16 protein-coding genes are annotated in these 15735 nt (G+C 72.5%); 12 read left to right on the top strand and 4 right to left on the bottom strand.

Annotated elements, in window-relative coordinates; genetic code table 11:
- The first annotated feature begins 47 nt into the window (after positions 1 to 47).
- Positions 48 to 1628, top strand: a complete 1581-nt coding sequence (locus tag B378_RS0104495) for an aldehyde dehydrogenase family protein (RefSeq protein ID WP_017342626.1) — start codon at positions 48 to 50, stop codon at positions 1626 to 1628.
- Positions 1629 to 1658: 30 nt separating this feature from the next.
- Here B378_RS0104495 and B378_RS0104490 read toward each other — a convergent pair whose 3' ends face one another.
- On the bottom strand, positions 1659 to 2573 hold the full coding sequence (locus B378_RS0104490; RefSeq protein WP_017342625.1) for an HD domain-containing protein: 915 nt from the start codon (positions 2571 to 2573) through the stop codon (positions 1659 to 1661).
- Positions 2574 to 2716: 143 nt separating this feature from the next.
- Between B378_RS0104490 and B378_RS0104485 the strand changes: the two genes are divergently transcribed.
- The 7 genes from B378_RS0104485 (at position 2717) to B378_RS0104455 (ending at position 9953) form a co-directional block, all read left to right on the top strand.
- Positions 2717 to 3400, top strand: a complete 684-nt coding sequence (locus B378_RS0104485) for a haloacid dehalogenase type II (RefSeq protein ID WP_017342624.1) — start codon at positions 2717 to 2719, stop codon at positions 3398 to 3400.
- A 284-nt stretch (positions 3401 to 3684) separates the two neighbouring features.
- Complete coding sequence (gene dapA / locus B378_RS0104480) at positions 3685 to 4683, top strand: 4-hydroxy-tetrahydrodipicolinate synthase (RefSeq protein WP_017342623.1); 999 nt, start codon at positions 3685 to 3687, stop codon at positions 4681 to 4683.
- A complete protein-coding gene (dapB, locus tag B378_RS0104475) occupies positions 4680 to 5468 on the top strand; it encodes a 4-hydroxy-tetrahydrodipicolinate reductase (protein ID WP_017342622.1) in 789 nt (262 codons plus the stop codon). The genes dapA and dapB overlap by 4 nt, the downstream gene beginning before the upstream one ends.
- Before the next feature lie 57 nt (positions 5469 to 5525).
- Positions 5526 to 6365, top strand: coding sequence for a 2,3,4,5-tetrahydropyridine-2,6-dicarboxylate N-succinyltransferase (locus B378_RS0104470; protein ID WP_017342621.1), 840 nt, complete (start codon positions 5526 to 5528; stop codon positions 6363 to 6365).
- Complete coding sequence (gene lysA, locus B378_RS0104465; RefSeq protein WP_017342620.1) at positions 6362 to 7729, top strand: diaminopimelate decarboxylase; 1368 nt, start codon at positions 6362 to 6364, stop codon at positions 7727 to 7729. The genes B378_RS0104470 and lysA overlap by 4 nt, the downstream gene beginning before the upstream one ends.
- Positions 7726 to 8688 carry a diaminopimelate epimerase gene (dapF, locus tag B378_RS0104460; RefSeq protein ID WP_017342619.1) on the top strand — a complete coding sequence of 321 codons (963 nt, stop codon included), beginning with the start codon at positions 7726 to 7728 and terminating at the stop codon, positions 8686 to 8688. Before lysA ends, dapF begins: the two co-directional genes overlap by 4 nt.
- The gene (locus B378_RS0104455) at positions 8685 to 9953 is read left to right on the top strand and encodes a M20/M25/M40 family metallo-hydrolase (RefSeq protein WP_017342618.1); all 1269 of its coding nucleotides are present in this window, start codon (positions 8685 to 8687) and stop codon (positions 9951 to 9953) included. Before dapF ends, B378_RS0104455 begins: the two co-directional genes overlap by 4 nt.
- Positions 9954 to 10006: 53 nt before the next feature.
- Here the strand turns inward: B378_RS0104455 and B378_RS0104450 are convergent, their stop codons facing one another.
- Positions 10007 to 10504, bottom strand: a complete 498-nt coding sequence (locus B378_RS0104450) for an NYN domain-containing protein (protein WP_017342617.1) — start codon at positions 10502 to 10504, stop codon at positions 10007 to 10009.
- Between the two features lie 117 nt (positions 10505 to 10621).
- Here B378_RS0104450 and B378_RS0104445 point away from each other — a divergent pair, with 117 nt between their 5' ends.
- The 4 genes from B378_RS0104445 (at position 10622) to B378_RS0104430 (ending at position 15108) form a co-directional block, all read left to right on the top strand.
- A complete protein-coding gene (locus tag B378_RS0104445) occupies positions 10622 to 11725 on the top strand; it encodes an AI-2E family transporter (RefSeq protein ID WP_017342616.1) in 1104 nt (367 codons plus the stop codon).
- 81 nt (positions 11726 to 11806) lie between these two features.
- Positions 11807 to 13012 carry a hypothetical protein gene (locus B378_RS0104440; protein ID WP_017342615.1) on the top strand — a complete coding sequence of 402 codons (1206 nt, stop codon included), beginning with the start codon at positions 11807 to 11809 and terminating at the stop codon, positions 13010 to 13012.
- Positions 13013 to 13094: 82 nt separating this feature from the next.
- The gene (locus B378_RS0104435) at positions 13095 to 13829 is read left to right on the top strand and encodes a hypothetical protein (RefSeq protein ID WP_017342614.1); all 735 of its coding nucleotides are present in this window, start codon (positions 13095 to 13097) and stop codon (positions 13827 to 13829) included.
- 97 nt (positions 13830 to 13926) lie between these two features.
- Positions 13927 to 15108: a 5-(carboxyamino)imidazole ribonucleotide synthase gene (locus B378_RS0104430; RefSeq protein ID WP_017342613.1), complete on the top strand. Its 1182-nt coding sequence runs from the start codon at positions 13927 to 13929 to the stop codon at positions 15106 to 15108.
- Between the two features lie 18 nt (positions 15109 to 15126).
- Here the strand turns inward: B378_RS0104430 and B378_RS0104425 are convergent, their stop codons facing one another.
- Together B378_RS0104425 and B378_RS0104420 are read right to left on the bottom strand one after the other, a co-directional pair.
- Entirely contained in the window at positions 15127 to 15378 is a 252-nt protein-coding gene (locus B378_RS0104425; protein WP_017342612.1) for a type II toxin-antitoxin system HicA family toxin, read from the bottom strand.
- 1 nt (position 15379) lies between these two features.
- On the bottom strand, positions 15380 to 15649 hold the full coding sequence (locus tag B378_RS0104420; RefSeq protein ID WP_017342611.1) for a hypothetical protein: 270 nt from the start codon (positions 15647 to 15649) through the stop codon (positions 15380 to 15382).
- Between the last annotated feature and the right edge of the window lie 86 nt (positions 15650 to 15735).

The raw sequence follows: 15735 nt of genomic DNA, 5'->3' as shown, positions 1-15735 counted from the left end.
GTGTTTCACGGGGTGAGAATAAGGGCGATACCGACGCAGTCGGCTCCATGGACGGGGATCCGACGGGCGGGAGAGACGAATCGGGCGCGTCGACCGGGCTCGACGAGGCGGAATCGACCGGACCGGACGCGGAGCGGGCGGCCGAGTCCGCAGAGCCGACGCCGACGGACGAGACGGGCGCGGCCGACGACCGCGCGGACACCGACTCCGAGACGGAGGGCGCCGCCCGCGAACCGACGGACGGCCGGTCCGGGACGAGTGCTGCGGACCTGCCGAGCCGCGCGTCGCGGGCCGTCGCGAGCGCGCGGACGGCGGCGGACGAACTGGCGGCGTGGGCCCCGGAGGACGTCGACGGGCTCGTGCGGTCGGTCGGCGAGCGGCTGGCCGACAGGGAGACGGTCAGCCGCCTCGCGCGGTCGGCGGTCAACGAGACCGGGCGGGGGCACCCGGGAACGAAGGCCGAGAAGATCGCGACCGCGCTCGACGCCGCCCGGCGGACGGTGCGGGACGCCCCGACCGCCGGCGTGGTCGACCGCGACGGGGCGGCGGGCACGGTGACCGTCGCCGGGCCGACCGGCGTCGTCGGGGCGGCGGTCCCCGCGACGCACCCGGTCGTGATCCCCGCGGTCCTCTCGCTGTACGGGCTCGCCGCACGGAACGCGGTCGTGTTCGCGCCCTCGCCGTCGACCGTGGAGACGTGCGACGTCGTCGTCGAGACCGTCCGCCGCGCGCTCGCCGACGCGGGCGCGCCGACCGGCGCGGTGTCGATGCTGCCCGCGCCGGCGGCGAAGCCCGAGACCGACGCGCTGTTCGAGCGGGCCGACTTCGTCGTCGCGGCCGGCTCCGAGGCGACGGTCGCCGCGGGGCAGCGCTGCGGGACGCCCAACGTCGCCACCAGTGCCGACGGCGTCGTCTCCGTCGCGGACGGATCGGTCCCGGCCGAGGCCGTGGCGACGCGGGTCGCGGTTGGGGCGACCTACGACTTCGGCGCCCACCCCGCGGGCGACGCCGCGGTCGTCACGGTGTCGCCGGCGGTCGACCAGCTGTGCGCCGCGCTCGAAGACGAGGGCGGGTACGTCCTCGACGCGGCAGAGCGCGACCGACTCCGCGCGCTCCTCGGCAGGGGGAAAGACGAGACCGACCCCCGCGGGAACTCGCCGGGGTGGCTGGCGGCCGCGCTCGACCTCCCGAGCGCGGCCCGCGAGGCGGCCTTCCTCGTCGCCGAGCCCGACGGCGCGGACGACCTCCTCGCGACGTTGCCGGGGATCCCGGCGGTCGCGGTCCACGGGCGGAGCGGGTTTGACGCCGCGACCGCGCTCGCCGCCGAGATCGGGTCCCGGCACGCCGCGGCGGTCCACACCACCCAGCAGCGCCGCGCCCGGCGCGCCGCGGAGCGGCTCGCCCCTGGCCGCCTCGTCGTCAATCAACCGGGGATCGCGGCGACGGGCGCGCGCTCGAACGGGTTCGAGGCGGCGCCCGTCCTTGGCGGCGGAACCGCGGAGGGGAGCCAACTGTGCGGGGGACTCACGCCCGACCGCCTCGCGCAGACGACGACCGTCGCCGCGACGACCGTCGCTGACGAGGCGTCCCACCGGGACGGGGCCGGCGACACGCTCCGGGGGCCCTGAGTCCAGACAGTCCGGCACGGCCGCGACCGATTAGAGCTCGATACGGTCGACGATGGGTCCGTTCCCGTCGTTCCCGTCGCTATGGGTGTTGATCGCGACGGTCCGGATCCGGTCTTCGAGCAGCGATCCGTCGATCTTCGCCTTCAACAGCGAGTCGACCTGATAGACGCCGGCGGCGTTGTTCATTCGGATCACGACCTGAACGGGCGTCTCGTCGCCCTCGCGGAGCGAGACGCGCTCTATCGCCTGCGAGGAGACGGTGTTGATCCCGCGGCCGCCCTCCTCGTAGGGGACCCGCGAGCGCCCGCGTTCCATGTCGAGGCCGTCGGCGATCCGGACGACACCCGCCTCCAGCGTGAGCGGCTGTTCCTCGGTGTGGTGACAGAGGATCGCGTGGAGCACCTCGGCCTTCACCCGCACCTGATCGGCCACGTCGTAGAAGGAGGGCAGCAGGTCGTCCAGCAGGTCCGCGGCCAGCGGGATCGAGTAGTACGGGTGGTCGTGGCGGTGGACGACGTGGCCGATGTCGTGGAGCGTCGCCGCCAGCGCGACGATCACCGGCTCGTCGGCCTCCTCTAACCCCTGCTGGCGGGCGCCGTTGAACTCGACGCCGCCGGACTTGAGCAGGTCATACAGCCGGAGCGCGCGGTCGCGGACGATCTCGACGTGTTTGGACCCGTGGTCGTTGTACCCCTTCCGGGCGACCGGGTTGACGTTCTGCGCCTCCAGGTAGGTGACGACCTCCTCGTCCGATTCGACCCGCGCGAGGACCTCGTTGAGCCGCTCGTCGGGGAACGCGTGCTCGGCGTCCGGGTCGTACTCGTGGCGGCCGGCGTCGGTGCCGGCGTCGACCTCGTCGCGCGCGGCCGGCGCGTCCTCGGCGGTCGGGTCGGGGACTTCGTCGCCGTCGGTCGGGTCGGGGGCGTCGTCGGCAGGGTCGCTCATGCGTCTCCCAGAGTCGCCCGCCCCGGATAAATGTGCGAGCCGCGCGGCTCCGTTGTCCAGACTGCCACTATCTCGCCGGTCGAATCGCGGGGATCCTGCCGGCGCCCCGGCCGCTTATCCGGCCGCCCGCTGTGGCCCCGCGTATGGCGTTCGATCCCGACCGCGTCTCGACGGTGACGTTCGACTCGTACAGCACGCTCGTGGACGTCGAGGCCGCCGAGGCGGCGCTCGCGGACCGGGTTCCGGACCCCGAGCCGGTGTCGCGACTGTGGCGGTCGCGGTCGCTGGCGTACACGTTCGTCGCGAACGCGGTCGACGCCTACCAGCCGTTCTACGAGATGAACCGCGACGCGCTGACGTACGCGCTGGCGGCGCACGGCGTCGACCTCTCGGACGCCGAGCGCGACGAGATCCTCGCGGTGTACCACGAGCTTGAGGTGTTCGACGACGTGCGCGACGCGATCGGACGGCTCCGCGACGCCGGGTACGACTGCTACGTCCTCTCGAACGGCGACCCCGAGATGCTCGCGTCGATGGTCGAACACGCCGACATCGCGGACCTGATCGAGGACGCGATCAGCGCCGACGAGGTGGAGACGTTCAAGCCGGCGGCCGAGCTCTACCGCCACGGCGCGGCCCGGACCGGGACGCCCATCGACGAGGTGGTCCACGCCACCGCCGGCTGGTTCGACGTGCTGGGCGCGAGCCACGCCGGGATGCAGGCCGCGTGGGTCGACAGGAAGGGAACGCCGTGGGAGCCGTTCGACGGCGACCCGGACCTCACTGTCGAGACGCTCCACGAACTGGCGGACCGGCTCGGGGCGTGACCGCGAGCCGCCGCGAAACAGGCCCGTGACCGTCTCCGAGCGGGGGCGCGACCGACCGCGCGGCAGTTTCCACCCGAGACACAACGCATAAGCGCGCGACCGATCCATATGTCGGTGTGACTCGACCCGCGTCCGCACGCGGTCCGCAGTCGACTGTAGCGACGCGGCTCTTCTCGAAAAAACGCGCGTGAGCCGTCCGCCGGCGGGAGTGGCGACCCCGTCCCGGACGACCCCCGACCCGCGCGCACCAGTCCGTTCACCGACCCGAACCCATCGCAGCACCCATGACAGACACGACCACCACGACACCCTACGCGACGCAGGACGAGACGGATAGCGAAACGACGGACGCCCCCTTCGAGGGCGTCTACCCGGCGATGACCACGCCGTTCACCGACGACGGCGCAGTCGACCACGACCAGCTCGCCGCGAACGCCCGGTACCTCGAACACGCCGGGGTCGACGGGGTCGTCCCAGTCGGCTCCACCGGCGAGTCGGCGACGATGAGCCACGACGAGCACGTCGCCGTGATCGAGACGGTCCGGGACGCCCTCGACGACATCCCCGTCATCGCGGGCACCGGCTCGAACAACACCGCAGAGGCGCTGTCGCTGTCGCGGCGCGCGGCCGACGCCGGCGCCGACGGCCTGCTGCTCATCTCGCCGTACTACAACAAGCCGGAGCCCGCCGGCTTCCTCGAACACTACCGGACCATCGCCGACGAGGTCGACATCCCGCAGATCGTCTACAACGTGCCGAGCCGCACAGGGCAGTCGATCCCGGTCGACGTCACGGTCGAGCTCGCTGAACACCCGAACATTCGCGGGTACAAGGCGGCCTCCGGCGACCTGAACCTGATAAGCGAGGTGATCGAGCGCACCCGCGAGGAGTCGTTCGCGGTGCTGTCGGGCGACGACGGCCTCACGCTTCCCGTCCTCTCGATCGGCGGCACGGGGACAATCAGCGTGGTCGCCAACGTCGAGCCCGAGCGGACCTGCGCGATGGTCGGCGCCGCGCTCTCGGGCGACTACGACCGGGCGCGGACGCTCCACCACGAGCTGTCGCCGCTCGTCCGCGAGCTGTTCGCCGAGACGAACCCCATCCCGGTGAAGGAGGCGATGCACCTCCGCGGGCGGGGCGGTCCCCACGTCCGCTCGCCGCTCTCGCGGCTCTCCGAGGACCGCCGCGACGCGCTCCGCGAGCTGCTGGCCACGTACGACGAGCGCGCGCCGGGGACGATCGACCCGACGGCCGTCGATCCCGCCGCGGAGGGGGCGGAATGAACGGAGAGCAGCTGTCAATCGCCGTCACCGGCGCGGGCGGCCGCATGGGCCGAGAGGTGATCGAGGCGGCCGCCGACCGCGAGGGCGTCGCCGTCGCGGTCGCGGTCAACCGCACCGCGACCGACCCCGTCGCTGGCGTCCCGGTCGACGACGCGGACGACCTTGACGACCTGCTCGCGAGCGAGGCACCGGACGTCCTGATCGACTTCACCGGTCCCGAGTCGGCGGTCGCGTACGCCGAAGCCTGCGCCGACGCGGGCGTCCCGCTCGTCACCGGGACGACCGGGTTCGCGGACGCGCAGATCGACGACCTCCGGGCCGCGAGCGATGCCGTGCCCGTGCTCAAGGCGTCGAACTTCGCCCGGGGCGTGGCCGCGCTCCGCCGCGCGGTCCGCGAGGCCGCCGCGGCGCTCCCCGGCTACGACGTCGAGCTGACCGAGACGCACCACAACGCCAAGCGCGACGCCCCCTCGGGCACCGCGAAGTCGATCCTCGACGACGTGGAGGACGTGCGAGGCGACCTCGACGAGCGCGTCCACGGGCGCGAGGGCGACGCCCCCCGGAGCCCGGGCGAGGTCGGCGTCCACGCCCGCCGCGCGGGCGACGTGACCGGCGAACACGAGGTCCTCCTCGCGGGGAACCGCGAGACGCTGGAGCTCACGCACCGCGCCGGCGACCGCGGCGTGTTCGCCGAGGGCGCGCTCGACGCCGCCGCGTGGCTCGCCGACCGCGACCCGGGCTGGTACGGGTTCGGCGACGTGCTGGACGCGGGCGGCGCCGAATGACCGTGGGACATACGCACATCGATATATAAATACCGACACTCATCCATACACTACCCAATGAGCCTCGAAGCCGACGTAACCGATCTGTGGAACCGCTATCAGGACGGACTGACCGCCGCGGACGCGAGCGACGCGGACGCGGCCGTGATCGACGAGTTCCTCGCCGCCTTAGAGGCCGGCGAGGTCCGCGCCGCCGAGAAGACCGGCGACGACGTCACCTCGTGGGAGGCCAACGAGTGGGTCAAGCGAGGGATTCTCCTCAACTTCGGCCTGCGCGAGACGGAGCCGCGCGAGTACGGCGGCGTCACCTACCACGACGTGCTTCCGCTGCGCGACACCGACGACCTCGCGGAGCGCGGTACGCGGAACACGCCGGACGGGACCGCGATCCGCCGGGGCGCCTACCTCGGCAGCGACTGTATCATGATGAGCCCCTCGTTCGTCAACATGGGCGCGTACGTGGGCGACGGCACCCTCGTCGACTCCTGTGACACGGTCGGGTCCTGCGCGCAGCTCGGCGAGAATGTCAAGCTCGGCGCCAACACGCTGATCGGCGGCGTCCTCGAACCGGTCGAGGACGCGCCCGTGATCGTCGAGGACGGCGTCTCGCTCGGCGCGGGCTGCCGTGTCACCTCCGGCTTCCGCGTCGGCGAGAACTCAATCGTCGGCGAGAACACCCTCCTAACGCCCCGAATCCCCGTCTACGACCTCGTCGAGGAGGAGGTCATCTACGGCCACCTCCCAGCCGAGCGCCGCGCGTTCACGCGGATGGTGGAGTCGTCCGTCGGCGATCACGAGCTCTTCGAGGGCGGCGCGTACAAGCCCGCCGTCGTGGCGACGCACGTCGAGGAGGACACCCTCGAAGCGACGCAGCGAGAGGACGCGCTCCGCGAATGAGCAGTCCCGAGTCGGGCGCAACGGACGCGCGAGAAAATCCCCCGGTCCGGCGCGTGAGCGACTGGGACGCCGAGCGCCTCCGCGGGCTCGCCGCCGAGTACGAGACCCCGCTGTACGTTCAGGACCTCGACCGCGTCCGTGAGAATTGCGAGCGCCTGCTCGCCGCGTTCCCCAATGCCGACGTGCGGTACGCGGTCAAGGCGCACACCGGCCGGGCCGTCCTGGAGACCGTCCGCGACGCCGGCCTCGACGCCGAGTGCGCCTCGGCGGGCGAGGTCGACCGCGCGCTCGCGGCCGGCTTCGACGGCTCGCGGCTCCACTACACCGCTGTGAACCCGCCCGCCCGCGACCTCGACTACGTCGCCGGCGTCGCCGAGGCGGAGCCCGACCTCACGGTCACCGTCGGCGCGGTCGACACCCTCGACCGACTCGCAGAGCGCGGCTACGACGGTCGTGTCTGCGTCCGCGTGAACCCCGGCGTCGGCGCGGGCCACCACGAGAAGGTCACCACCGGCGGCGCCGCGAAGTTCGGGATCCCGTACGACCGCGCCGCGGAGGCCGCCCGAGCGGCGGCCGAGCGCTTCGACGTGGTCGGGATCCACGCCCACGCCGGCTCCGGCATCGACCCCGAGCAGCTCGACAGCCACCGCGAACTGGTCGCGCGGATGGGCGATCTGGCGCGAGAGCTGGCGGATCCGGGCGGCGAAGACTCCGCCGCGGCCGCGAACGCCGCCCCCCTCGACCTCGAATACGTCGATGTCGGCGGCGGGTTCGGCGTCCCCTACGAGGAGGACGCCTCGCCGCTGGACCTGTCGGCCGTCGCCGATGCGACCCGCGAGGCGGTCGCGCCGCTGCCCGACGGCACCGACCTCGCGGTCGAGCCCGGGCGCTACGTCGTCGCGGACGCCGGCGTCCTCCTGACGCGCGTGAACACCGTCAAAGATACGCCGGACGAGACGGTCGTCGGCGTCGATGCCGGGATGACGGATCTCCTGCGCCCGGCGATGTACGACGCGTATCACCCGATCCGCAACCTCGGCGGGGCACCGGGGGAATCACCGGTCGCCGAGCGGCCGGCAACCCCTGTCACCGTCGCCGGACCTATCTGTGAGACCGGCGATACGCTGGGTAGGAACCGAGCGCTCGCCGACCCGAGCCGCGGGGATCTCCTCGCGGTCGGCGTCGCGGGCGCGTACGGATACGAGATGGCGAGCCAATACAACTCACGACCGCGACCCGCGGAGGTCGCGCTCGACGACGGACGCGCGGCGATCGCCCGGCGCAGAGAGACGCTCGGCGACCTGACGACGGTCGAGCGCGAGGCCGACCGCGACCGAACCGACCGACCGGAGGGCGGCCGATGAGCACCCACGCCGTCCCGGTCGAGAAGTACCACGGCACGGGCAACGACTTCCTCGTCGTCGACGCGGCCGCCGAGAACGTCGGCGACCGCGCGGCGTTCGCGCGTGCCCACTGCGACCGCGAGACGGGCGTCGACGGCCGCGACTTCGGTGCCGACGAGCGCGGCGCGTCCGCGGACCGACGCGGCGCCGGCGGGCGGCGCGGCGCCGACGGCGTCCTCTTCCTCAGCGTCGAGGAGCGGTTCGACCCGACGCGCGTCGTGATGACGCTGGTCCAGCCGGACGGCTCGACAGCGACGATGTGCGGCAACGGCGCCCGCGTCGTCGCACGGTGGGCCCACGACCGGACGGGCGATCACGAGTTCATGATCGACACGCAGGCCGGCACCCGGCGCGCCACCGTGACCGCGGACGGGACCGCGGCCACCATCGAGATGGGCGAGCCGACGTTCGACCCCCGGCGCGTCCCGGTCGCCCGCGACGGCCCGCTCGCGGACGAGCCCCTCGTCGACGAACCCGTGGAGGGGCTCACCGTCACCGCCGTCAACACCGGCGTCCCGCACGCGGTCGCGTTCGTCGACGGCGGGCGCGACGACCCCGACGGGATCGACGCGGTCGATCTTGAATCTGTCGCGCCGCCGGTCCGCCACGCCGACGTCTTCCCCGAGGGCGCGAACGTGAACCTCGCGGCGGTCGTCGACGACGGCTCGGGCGACGGCCCCGCGGTCCTCGACCAGCGCACCTTCGAGCGCGGCGTCGAGGGGGAGACGCGCTCCTGCGGCACAGGCGCGGTCGCGGTCGTCGCGGCCGCCCGCCGGCTCGGACTGATCGACGGCGACGACGCGGTGAGCCGCCCCCCGGGCGGCGAGCTGGAGATCGCCGTCCCCGACCGCGGGCACGCCACCCTCACCGGCCCCGTCGCCCACGAGTTCTCGGGGACGCTCCCCGCCGACCCGCGATGAGCGAGGAGCCCGGCGCCGACTCCGACTCAGACGCTCGATCCGAGTTCGATCCGGTCTCGTTCCTCGAAGACGCCGTCCGGATTCCCTCCCACGAGTCGCCCGACGGGATGCGCGAGTTCGTCGTCGACCTGTTGGACGACGAGGGCGCCGACCCCGCGGTCGTCGCTGACGGCTGCGTCCTCGCGGAGAAGCGCTCGCCGGCGCCCGAGGCGGGCCCGCACCTCGTGTTGAACACCCACCTCGACACGGTGACGCCGCACGTCCCGTTCGAGCGGGGCGCGGCGCGCGGCGGCGAACGAGGGGCGGCGCGCGACGACGCGCGGAGCGCCTCGGCGGCGACCGCTGACGGGCCGGACGAGGTGATCCGCGGGCGCGGCGCCTGCGACGCGAAGGGGCCGCTCGCGTCGCTTTTAAACGGCTTTCTCGCCGCCGACCCCGACCGCGGGCGGCTCACGCTCGCGCTCACCCCCGACGAGGAAGAACTCTCGCTCGGTGCTGCGGCGCTGACGGGGCGGCTCCCGGGGACAGACGACCGGCTCGACGGCGACCTGTACCTCGTCGGCGAGCCGACCGGCCTCGACGCGTGTACCGCCGCGAAGGGGCGATTTCAGGCGACGGTGGAGCTGTCGGGGACGGCCGCGCACGCCGCGGAGTTCGCCGGCGCGAACGCGGTCGCGGCCGCGGAGGACGCGCTCGCGGCGATCCGGACGTTCGACGACGGGGCTGATGCGCACCCGCAGCTCGGCCCGCCGAAGCTCACGCCAACGGTCATCGAGGGCGGCGCGGCGACGAACCAGGTGCCGGCGGACTGCGCGATCACCGTCGACCGGCGGAGCGTCCCCCCGGAGACGGCCGAGGGGTTCCGGTCGTCGCTCGCGGACGCGGTGCGGGAGTCGCTCGCGGATGTTACCGACGAACGCAGCAGTGTCGACACCGCAGTGACGCTCACCGACCGCGAGTCGCCGTTCCTGGAGGCGTTCGCGACGGATCCGGACCACGAGCTCGTCCGAACCGTCGCCGGCGCGGCGCGCGACGCGGGCGACGCGGTCGGCCTTCCGAGCGGGCGCGGCGGCGGCGTCCGGCCGTTCGGCGCCGCGACGGAGGCCTCCTACTTCGCGCCGGCGCCGACGGTCGTGTTCGGGCCCGGCGACCTCGCCGACGAGGCGGGCGCGGTCGCGCACGCCGAGCGGGAGTACGTCCGGGTGCGCGAGGTCGAGGCGGCGGCGGCGGCGGTCGAGGAGGCGGTCGCCGCGCTGCTCGGGTGAGCGCGGTCCGCTCGGACGCCCGCTCGCAACGCGACGCCGGATTTCTCCCCCGACTACAGCAGGAAGGTGTCCTCCTCCTCGGCGAGGTCGACGAAGTCGTCGGCGGCCTCGATCAGCTCATCGGCGGCGGAGTTGCCGAACCCCATCGCCTCCACGCGGACGCCCTCGTGGCGGAGGTGCGAGCAGAGCCGGGCGAAGTCCCCGTCGCCGGTACAGAGGACCACGGTGTCGACGTGGCTCGCTAAGGAGACCGCGTCGAGGCTCATCCCGAGGTCCCAGTCGGCCTTCTTCGAGCCGTCGGCGAACGTCTTGATCTCCTTGATCTTCGTCTCGAAGCCGATGTCGCGGAGCGCCTCGAAGAAGCTCTCCTCCTCCGGCGAGTCGGCGCGGATCACGTACGCGATGGCGCGGACGAGCGACCGGTCCGCGACAGCCTCGTCGAGGAGCCCCGAGTAGTCGATGTTCCGCGAGTAGACGCTCTGTGCGGAGTGGTACAGGTTCTGTGAGTCCGCCAGCACCGCGACGCGCTGGTCCGGGTGAATGTCGCTCATGGGCCCTCCTTCATCGCCCGCCGTTAGGGGCTTTGGGATCCGCGCGGCCGCGATTTCGGGGTCGGACGGGTCGCGGCGACCACCATGGTTTATGTCAAGCGCTGGCCACCGTGGCCCATGGACGAAAAGCGGTTCGTCGTCGCCCTCTTCGGCCTCGCGGTCGCGGTCGTCGCCGGCTACGTGGCCTATCGGTTCGTCGCCCCGCTCACCGTCGCGGTCTTCCTCTACTACTCGACGCGGCGGTTCTACCACCGGCTCGAACGCTTCCGGCTGCCCGCCCGGGTGCGCGCCGTCGTGTCGCTGTCGGTCATCGGTGTCCCGCTCATCGGCCTGGTGAGCTACACGCTGGTGTTGCTGATCTTGGAGGCGCGGCGGTTCATCGAGACGTACCCGGTCGCGGACACCATCGGCGCGGAGAACTCGGTGATCGGCGACCTCGCGGAGCTGTCGAACCCGACGATGGACGAGCTGCTCGCGGCGTACCGCTCCGGGCAGTTCGACCCGCTCATCGAGCTCGTCTCCGAGCAGGCGTCGCTGCTGGCGAGCACGCTATCGGGGCTCGCCCTGAACCTGCTCATCACCGTGATCGTCACGTACTACCTCCTCATCGACGGCTCCAAGCTCCACGACTGGCTGCTCCGCTTCGACGACGACGCGATCGTCCGCGAGTACCTCGAAACCGCCGACGACGAGCTGGAGGCCGTGCTGTACGGGAACCTGCTCAACGTCATCGCCATCTCGATCATCGCGGTCGTCACGTACCTGGCGTACAACGCGGTCGCCCCCGCCGCGGTCGAGATCCCGTACCCGACGCTCGCGGGCGCGCTCACCGGCGTCGCCAGCCTGATCCCCGTGATCGGGATGAAGATCGTCTACATCCCGGTCGCGGCCGCGATGTCGATCCCGGTCGCGCTCGACGGCGATCTCTCGCTGCTCGCCTACGTCGCCGGGTTCCTCGCCGTCGTGGTGGTAGTCGTCGACACCATCCCCGACATCGTCCTCCGGCCGTACTTCAGCGGCGAGACTACCCACGTCGGCCTGCTCATGCTGGCGTACATCTTCGGTCCGGTCGTGTTCGGCTTCCACGGGCTGTTCCTCGCGCCGATCATCCTCGTGGTGGCGCTGACGTTCGCGGACACCGCGCTGTTGCGCCTGCTCGGCGTCGAGCCGGACCCGGGACCGGAGATCCCCGCCGGCCAGCGTCAGCTCGACGAGTTCTGAGCCGTCGTGGGCACACGGCGGTTCGGCAACGGCTCGCGGCGAGCCGAAGTCATATATCCCCGGTCGACGACCGCCTCACGTATGCGACTACACGTCATCGGCCTCGGCGGAGCCGGGGGGCGGATCGCCGACCGCCTCGCCGCCGACCACGGCGACGACCCGTTCCTCGCGGGCGTCCACGCCTTCGACACCGACATGGACGCGCTCGGGGCCTTAGACGCGCTCGGCGAGGAGCGCCGGTACCGGTTCGGCGACGCCGCGGGCGGGGACGGGCTCGAGGGGGACCTCCACGCCGGGCGCCGCCTCGGCGACGCGCACGCGAGCGAGCTCGGCCGGGCCATGGACGACCAGGGGCCGTCCCTCGCGGAGGCGTTCCTGATCGTCGTCGGCCTCGGCGGCGCGGCCGGCGCGGGCGCGGCGCCGGCGCTCGCCACGGAACTCTCGCGGCTCTACGACGCCCCAGTCTACGCCTTCGGGTTCCTCCCTACCCGCGACGAGACGGAGGAGCCGGACGACGACGGGCCGCGGAGCGCGTCCTCCGGAGGGGCGGGCGGCGCGGCGTCGGGCGCAGGAGCCGGCGGCGCGGCGTCCTCCAGAGACGAGCCGGCGCCGCCGGCGGCCCACCGCCCGCTGGCCGAGCGGAACGCGGCGCGAACCCTCGACGCGCTCTCGGACGAGTGCGCGGCGGTCTTCCCGTTCGACAACGCGGCGTGGCTCCGCCCGAGCGAGACGCTCGCCGGGGCCCGCGACCGGCTCAACGAGGTCGCCGTCGAGCGGATCGCGGCGCTGTTCGGCGCCGGCGAGACGCCCGAGGGGACGGCGACGCCCCAGCAGGTGCTCGACGCGAGCGATGTCGCCCGCGCGGTGGGAGACGACGGAGAGATAGCGGTGATCGGCCACGCGACGCAGGCGGTGGAGCCCCCCGATTCGGGCTCGAAGTTCGGGCTCGGGCTCTTCGGCTCCTCGGAGCCGGCCGAGGTCGACACGAGCGCGGCCGTGTCGGCGATAGAGACGGTCATCCGGAAGGCGGCCCGCGGGAAGAACACGGTCGAGGCACCCGAGGGGCGCGCCGACCGGACCTTGCTCGTGGTCGGCGGCCCGCCCGCGTGGCTCAACCGGGAGGCGATCGCCGACGGGCGGCGCTGGCTCGCGGAGGAGACCGGCTCGGACGCCATCCTGAGCGGCGACACGCCGATCCCGGAGGGCGACGAGGTGTTCGCGGTCGTGGTCCGGTCGGGGATCGACGAGCCGGACCGGGTCCGCGAGATCCGCGAGACGATCGGGTGACCGGCGCGTCGTCGCTGCGAACCGGGGACGAATCCGCTCGTCGACCCGAACCGGTTAACCGGATGGCGCGCCCACTGAGACCGTGACGACGCAGGCAGACCTCGGGATCGACGTCGACGTGCGCGACGCCGCGGCAGTCGCGGAGCGCCGCGACGAGCTCGTCGCCGCGGTGCGCGACCACGCGGGACGGATCGCCTACCAGCTCGCGCGGCTCCAGGGCGGCGACTACGGCCGCGAGACGCTGTCGACGCCCGGCGGCGAGTGGACGGTGAAACACGAGGCGGGCGAGCTGGAGTTCCTGCTGTTCTCGCCGAACTCGGGCTCCGACACGTACGTCATCTCGACGAAGCAGCCGCCGGAGCCGGCGGCGCTCGCGACCGCACTCGACGACTACGCGGCGTTCGTGGCGGCGTGGAACGACCACGTCGACTCACTGTCCGGCGTCCTCGACGGCGTGAGCGCCGAGTTCCCCGAGCCGGCGACCACCGAGGGCGTGGTGGCCGAACGCGACCGCGTCCTCGATCAGATTCGCGACACCTGCGCGGTTATCGCGGGGGAGATCCACCGGTACGAGGGCGACGACTACGGGACGTTCACGACGCGCGTCGAGGGGGACCGCTGGGAGCTGAAGTACGACGAGGGGGCGGTGTCGTACCTTCGGATCGGCGGGTCGGGCGGACTCTACCTCCTCTCGCAGTACGGGGCCCCCTCCGCGGCCGACGTCCGGGAGTACGCCGACCGGTTCCGCGGGTTCGTCGCGGCGTACAACGAGTTCGTCGAGGAGTTGGAGAGCGACCTCGAACGGGTCTCGGTCTGACTCGCCGGCGCGCACTCGGCAGATAGATCCGCGTTCGTGCCTATCTGTCGGCTTGTTTGGCAATACTTATTCACTGCTGTCCAGTACCGATTCGCACATGTCGATCACTCTTCCGGGGCCGACGCTCGGCGTCGTCGGCGGCGGACAGCTGGGCCGGATGCTGGGCGAGGCTGCCGCGCCGCTCGGCGTCGACCTCGTCGTGTTGGACCCGACGCCCGACTGTCCGGCGGCGCCCGTCGCGGCCGACCAGATCGTCGGCGACTTCGACGACGCGGACGCGATCGGCGAGCTCGCGGCCCGCGTCGACGCCCTGACGTTCGAGATCGAGCTCGCGGACCCGGCCGTCCTCGCGGCCGCGAGTGAGGAGCACGGCGTGCCGGTCCACCCCGACCCCGGCACGCTGGAGACGATCCAGGACAAGCTGGTCCAGAAGGAGGCGCTCGCGGACGCCGGGATCCCCGTCCCCGAGTTCGTCGCGGTCGCGACCGCCGAGGGGCTCGAACGCGTCGTCGAGGAGTTCGGCGGCGTCATGCTGAAGGCCCGCGAGGGCGGCTACGACGGCCGCGGGAACGTCCCGGTCGAGACGCCCGACGAGGCCGCGGATGCGCTCGACGCGGTCGGCGGCGCCGCGATGGCCGAGGAGTTCCTCGACTTCGAGCGCGAGGTCGCCGTGATGGGCCTGAAGGGCGCGGACGGCGAGACGCGGACCTACCCCGTCACGGAGACGATCCACCGGGAGGAGATCCTCCGCGAGAGCGTCAGTCCCGTCCGGGCGGACGACGCGGTCGTCGCGGAGGCCGAGTCGATCGCCCGCGACGTGCTAGCGGTCCTCGACGGCCGCGGCGTCTACGGGATCGAGCTGTTCGAGACGAAGGAGGGCGAGGTGTTGGTCAACGAGATCGCGCCGCGCCCGCACAACTCCGGCCACTGGACGATCGAGGGCGCGCGCACGTCGCAGTTCGAGAACCATATTCGGGCCGTCCTCGGCTGGCCGCTCGGCCCGACCGACCTCGTCGCGCCCGCGGTCACCGCGAACGTGCTCGGCGACGTGGACGAGCGAGAGTCGGCCACGCTCCGGAACGTCGAGGAGGTGTTCGCGGCGCCCGACGCCGACCTCCACTGGTACGGCAAGGACGACGTGTACCCGCTCCGGAAGATGGGGCACCTGACCGTGACGGAGCAGGGAGCGGAGGGGTCCGCTGCTGACGAAACCGACCGCGACGCCCTGCTCTCTCGGGCGCGCGACCTCCGAGACGGGCTGACGTTCCGGGACGCGTAGTCACGTCGCGGTCGGCTCTCACGAGTTTCGGTCGATCCACTCGCAGAATGCGTCGAAATCGTGCGCTCCGGCGTCGTCCGCGATGCCCCTGAGTGTTCCCTCCCGGAGTTCGTCGTGGAGCGGGACCGTGACGTGCCGTTTGTCCGTCTCGTTCGTCGGGTGTTCGTAGTAGAGCTGCGCGTGGTCGCCGGTCGTTCGCCGCCACTCGAAGCCGGCGCGGTTGACGAGTACCTTCACGACCTCTCGCCCGGAGAACGTGCGCCTCGCCACGCTATTCGAGGACGTCGGGCGGTTCCGTGTCTCCGGTCGCGTTCTCCCCGGGATCGATCCCGAGTTCCCGAAGCTCTTCGTCGGTCGGCTCGCGACCGATCTCTCCCCGGTGGAGCGCGACGGCCTCGTCGAGGTTCTCCAGCGCGTCGGAGCGGGACTCGCCCTGCGTCGTGACGCCTGTCCCCATGTCTCGGGCGATCCACCACTTCTCCTCCTTCCAGAGGCGGATCTCACTGTCGCGGTCGGCTCCGTCGTCCGTCGAGCTTGCCATTATCGTACAGTTCGGGCGATTCGGTTGATAAGGGTTGGGCAGGGGACACTGCCGCATCGAGACGAGACCGGTCGCCGCATCCGGGA

This window comes from Halorubrum sp. T3 (assembly GCF_000296615.1).
Classification (GTDB): Archaea; Halobacteriota; Halobacteria; order Halobacteriales; family Haloferacaceae; genus Halorubrum; species Halorubrum ruber.
The sequence above is the reverse complement of the archived record's forward strand: the minus strand, read 5'-3'. Positions and strand labels throughout refer to the sequence as shown.

Bases quoted from the DNA above. Each gene is read 5' to 3' on its own strand.
- B378_RS0104495 (WP_017342626.1), top strand. From the start codon at position 48: ATGGACGGGGATCCGACGGGCGGGAGAGACGAATCGGGCGCGTCGACC.
- B378_RS0104490 (WP_017342625.1), bottom strand. From the start codon at position 2,573: ATGAGCGACCCTGCCGACGACGCCCCCGACCCGACCGACGGCGACGAA.
- B378_RS0104485 (WP_017342624.1), top strand. From the start codon at position 2,717: ATGGCGTTCGATCCCGACCGCGTCTCGACGGTGACGTTCGACTCGTAC.
- dapA (WP_017342623.1), top strand. From the start codon at position 3,685: ATGACAGACACGACCACCACGACACCCTACGCGACGCAGGACGAGACG.
- dapB (WP_017342622.1), top strand. From the start codon at position 4,680: ATGAACGGAGAGCAGCTGTCAATCGCCGTCACCGGCGCGGGCGGCCGC.
- B378_RS0104470 (WP_017342621.1), top strand. From the start codon at position 5,526: ATGAGCCTCGAAGCCGACGTAACCGATCTGTGGAACCGCTATCAGGAC.
- lysA (WP_017342620.1), top strand. From the start codon at position 6,362: ATGAGCAGTCCCGAGTCGGGCGCAACGGACGCGCGAGAAAATCCCCCG.
- dapF (WP_017342619.1), top strand. From the start codon at position 7,726: ATGAGCACCCACGCCGTCCCGGTCGAGAAGTACCACGGCACGGGCAAC.
- B378_RS0104455 (WP_017342618.1), top strand. From the start codon at position 8,685: ATGAGCGAGGAGCCCGGCGCCGACTCCGACTCAGACGCTCGATCCGAG.
- B378_RS0104450 (WP_017342617.1), bottom strand. From the start codon at position 10,504: ATGAGCGACATTCACCCGGACCAGCGCGTCGCGGTGCTGGCGGACTCA.
- B378_RS0104445 (WP_017342616.1), top strand. From the start codon at position 10,622: ATGGACGAAAAGCGGTTCGTCGTCGCCCTCTTCGGCCTCGCGGTCGCG.
- B378_RS0104440 (WP_017342615.1), top strand. From the start codon at position 11,807: ATGCGACTACACGTCATCGGCCTCGGCGGAGCCGGGGGGCGGATCGCC.
- B378_RS0104430 (WP_017342613.1), top strand. From the start codon at position 13,927: ATGTCGATCACTCTTCCGGGGCCGACGCTCGGCGTCGTCGGCGGCGGA.
- B378_RS0104420 (WP_017342611.1), bottom strand. From the start codon at position 15,649: ATGGCAAGCTCGACGGACGACGGAGCCGACCGCGACAGTGAGATCCGC.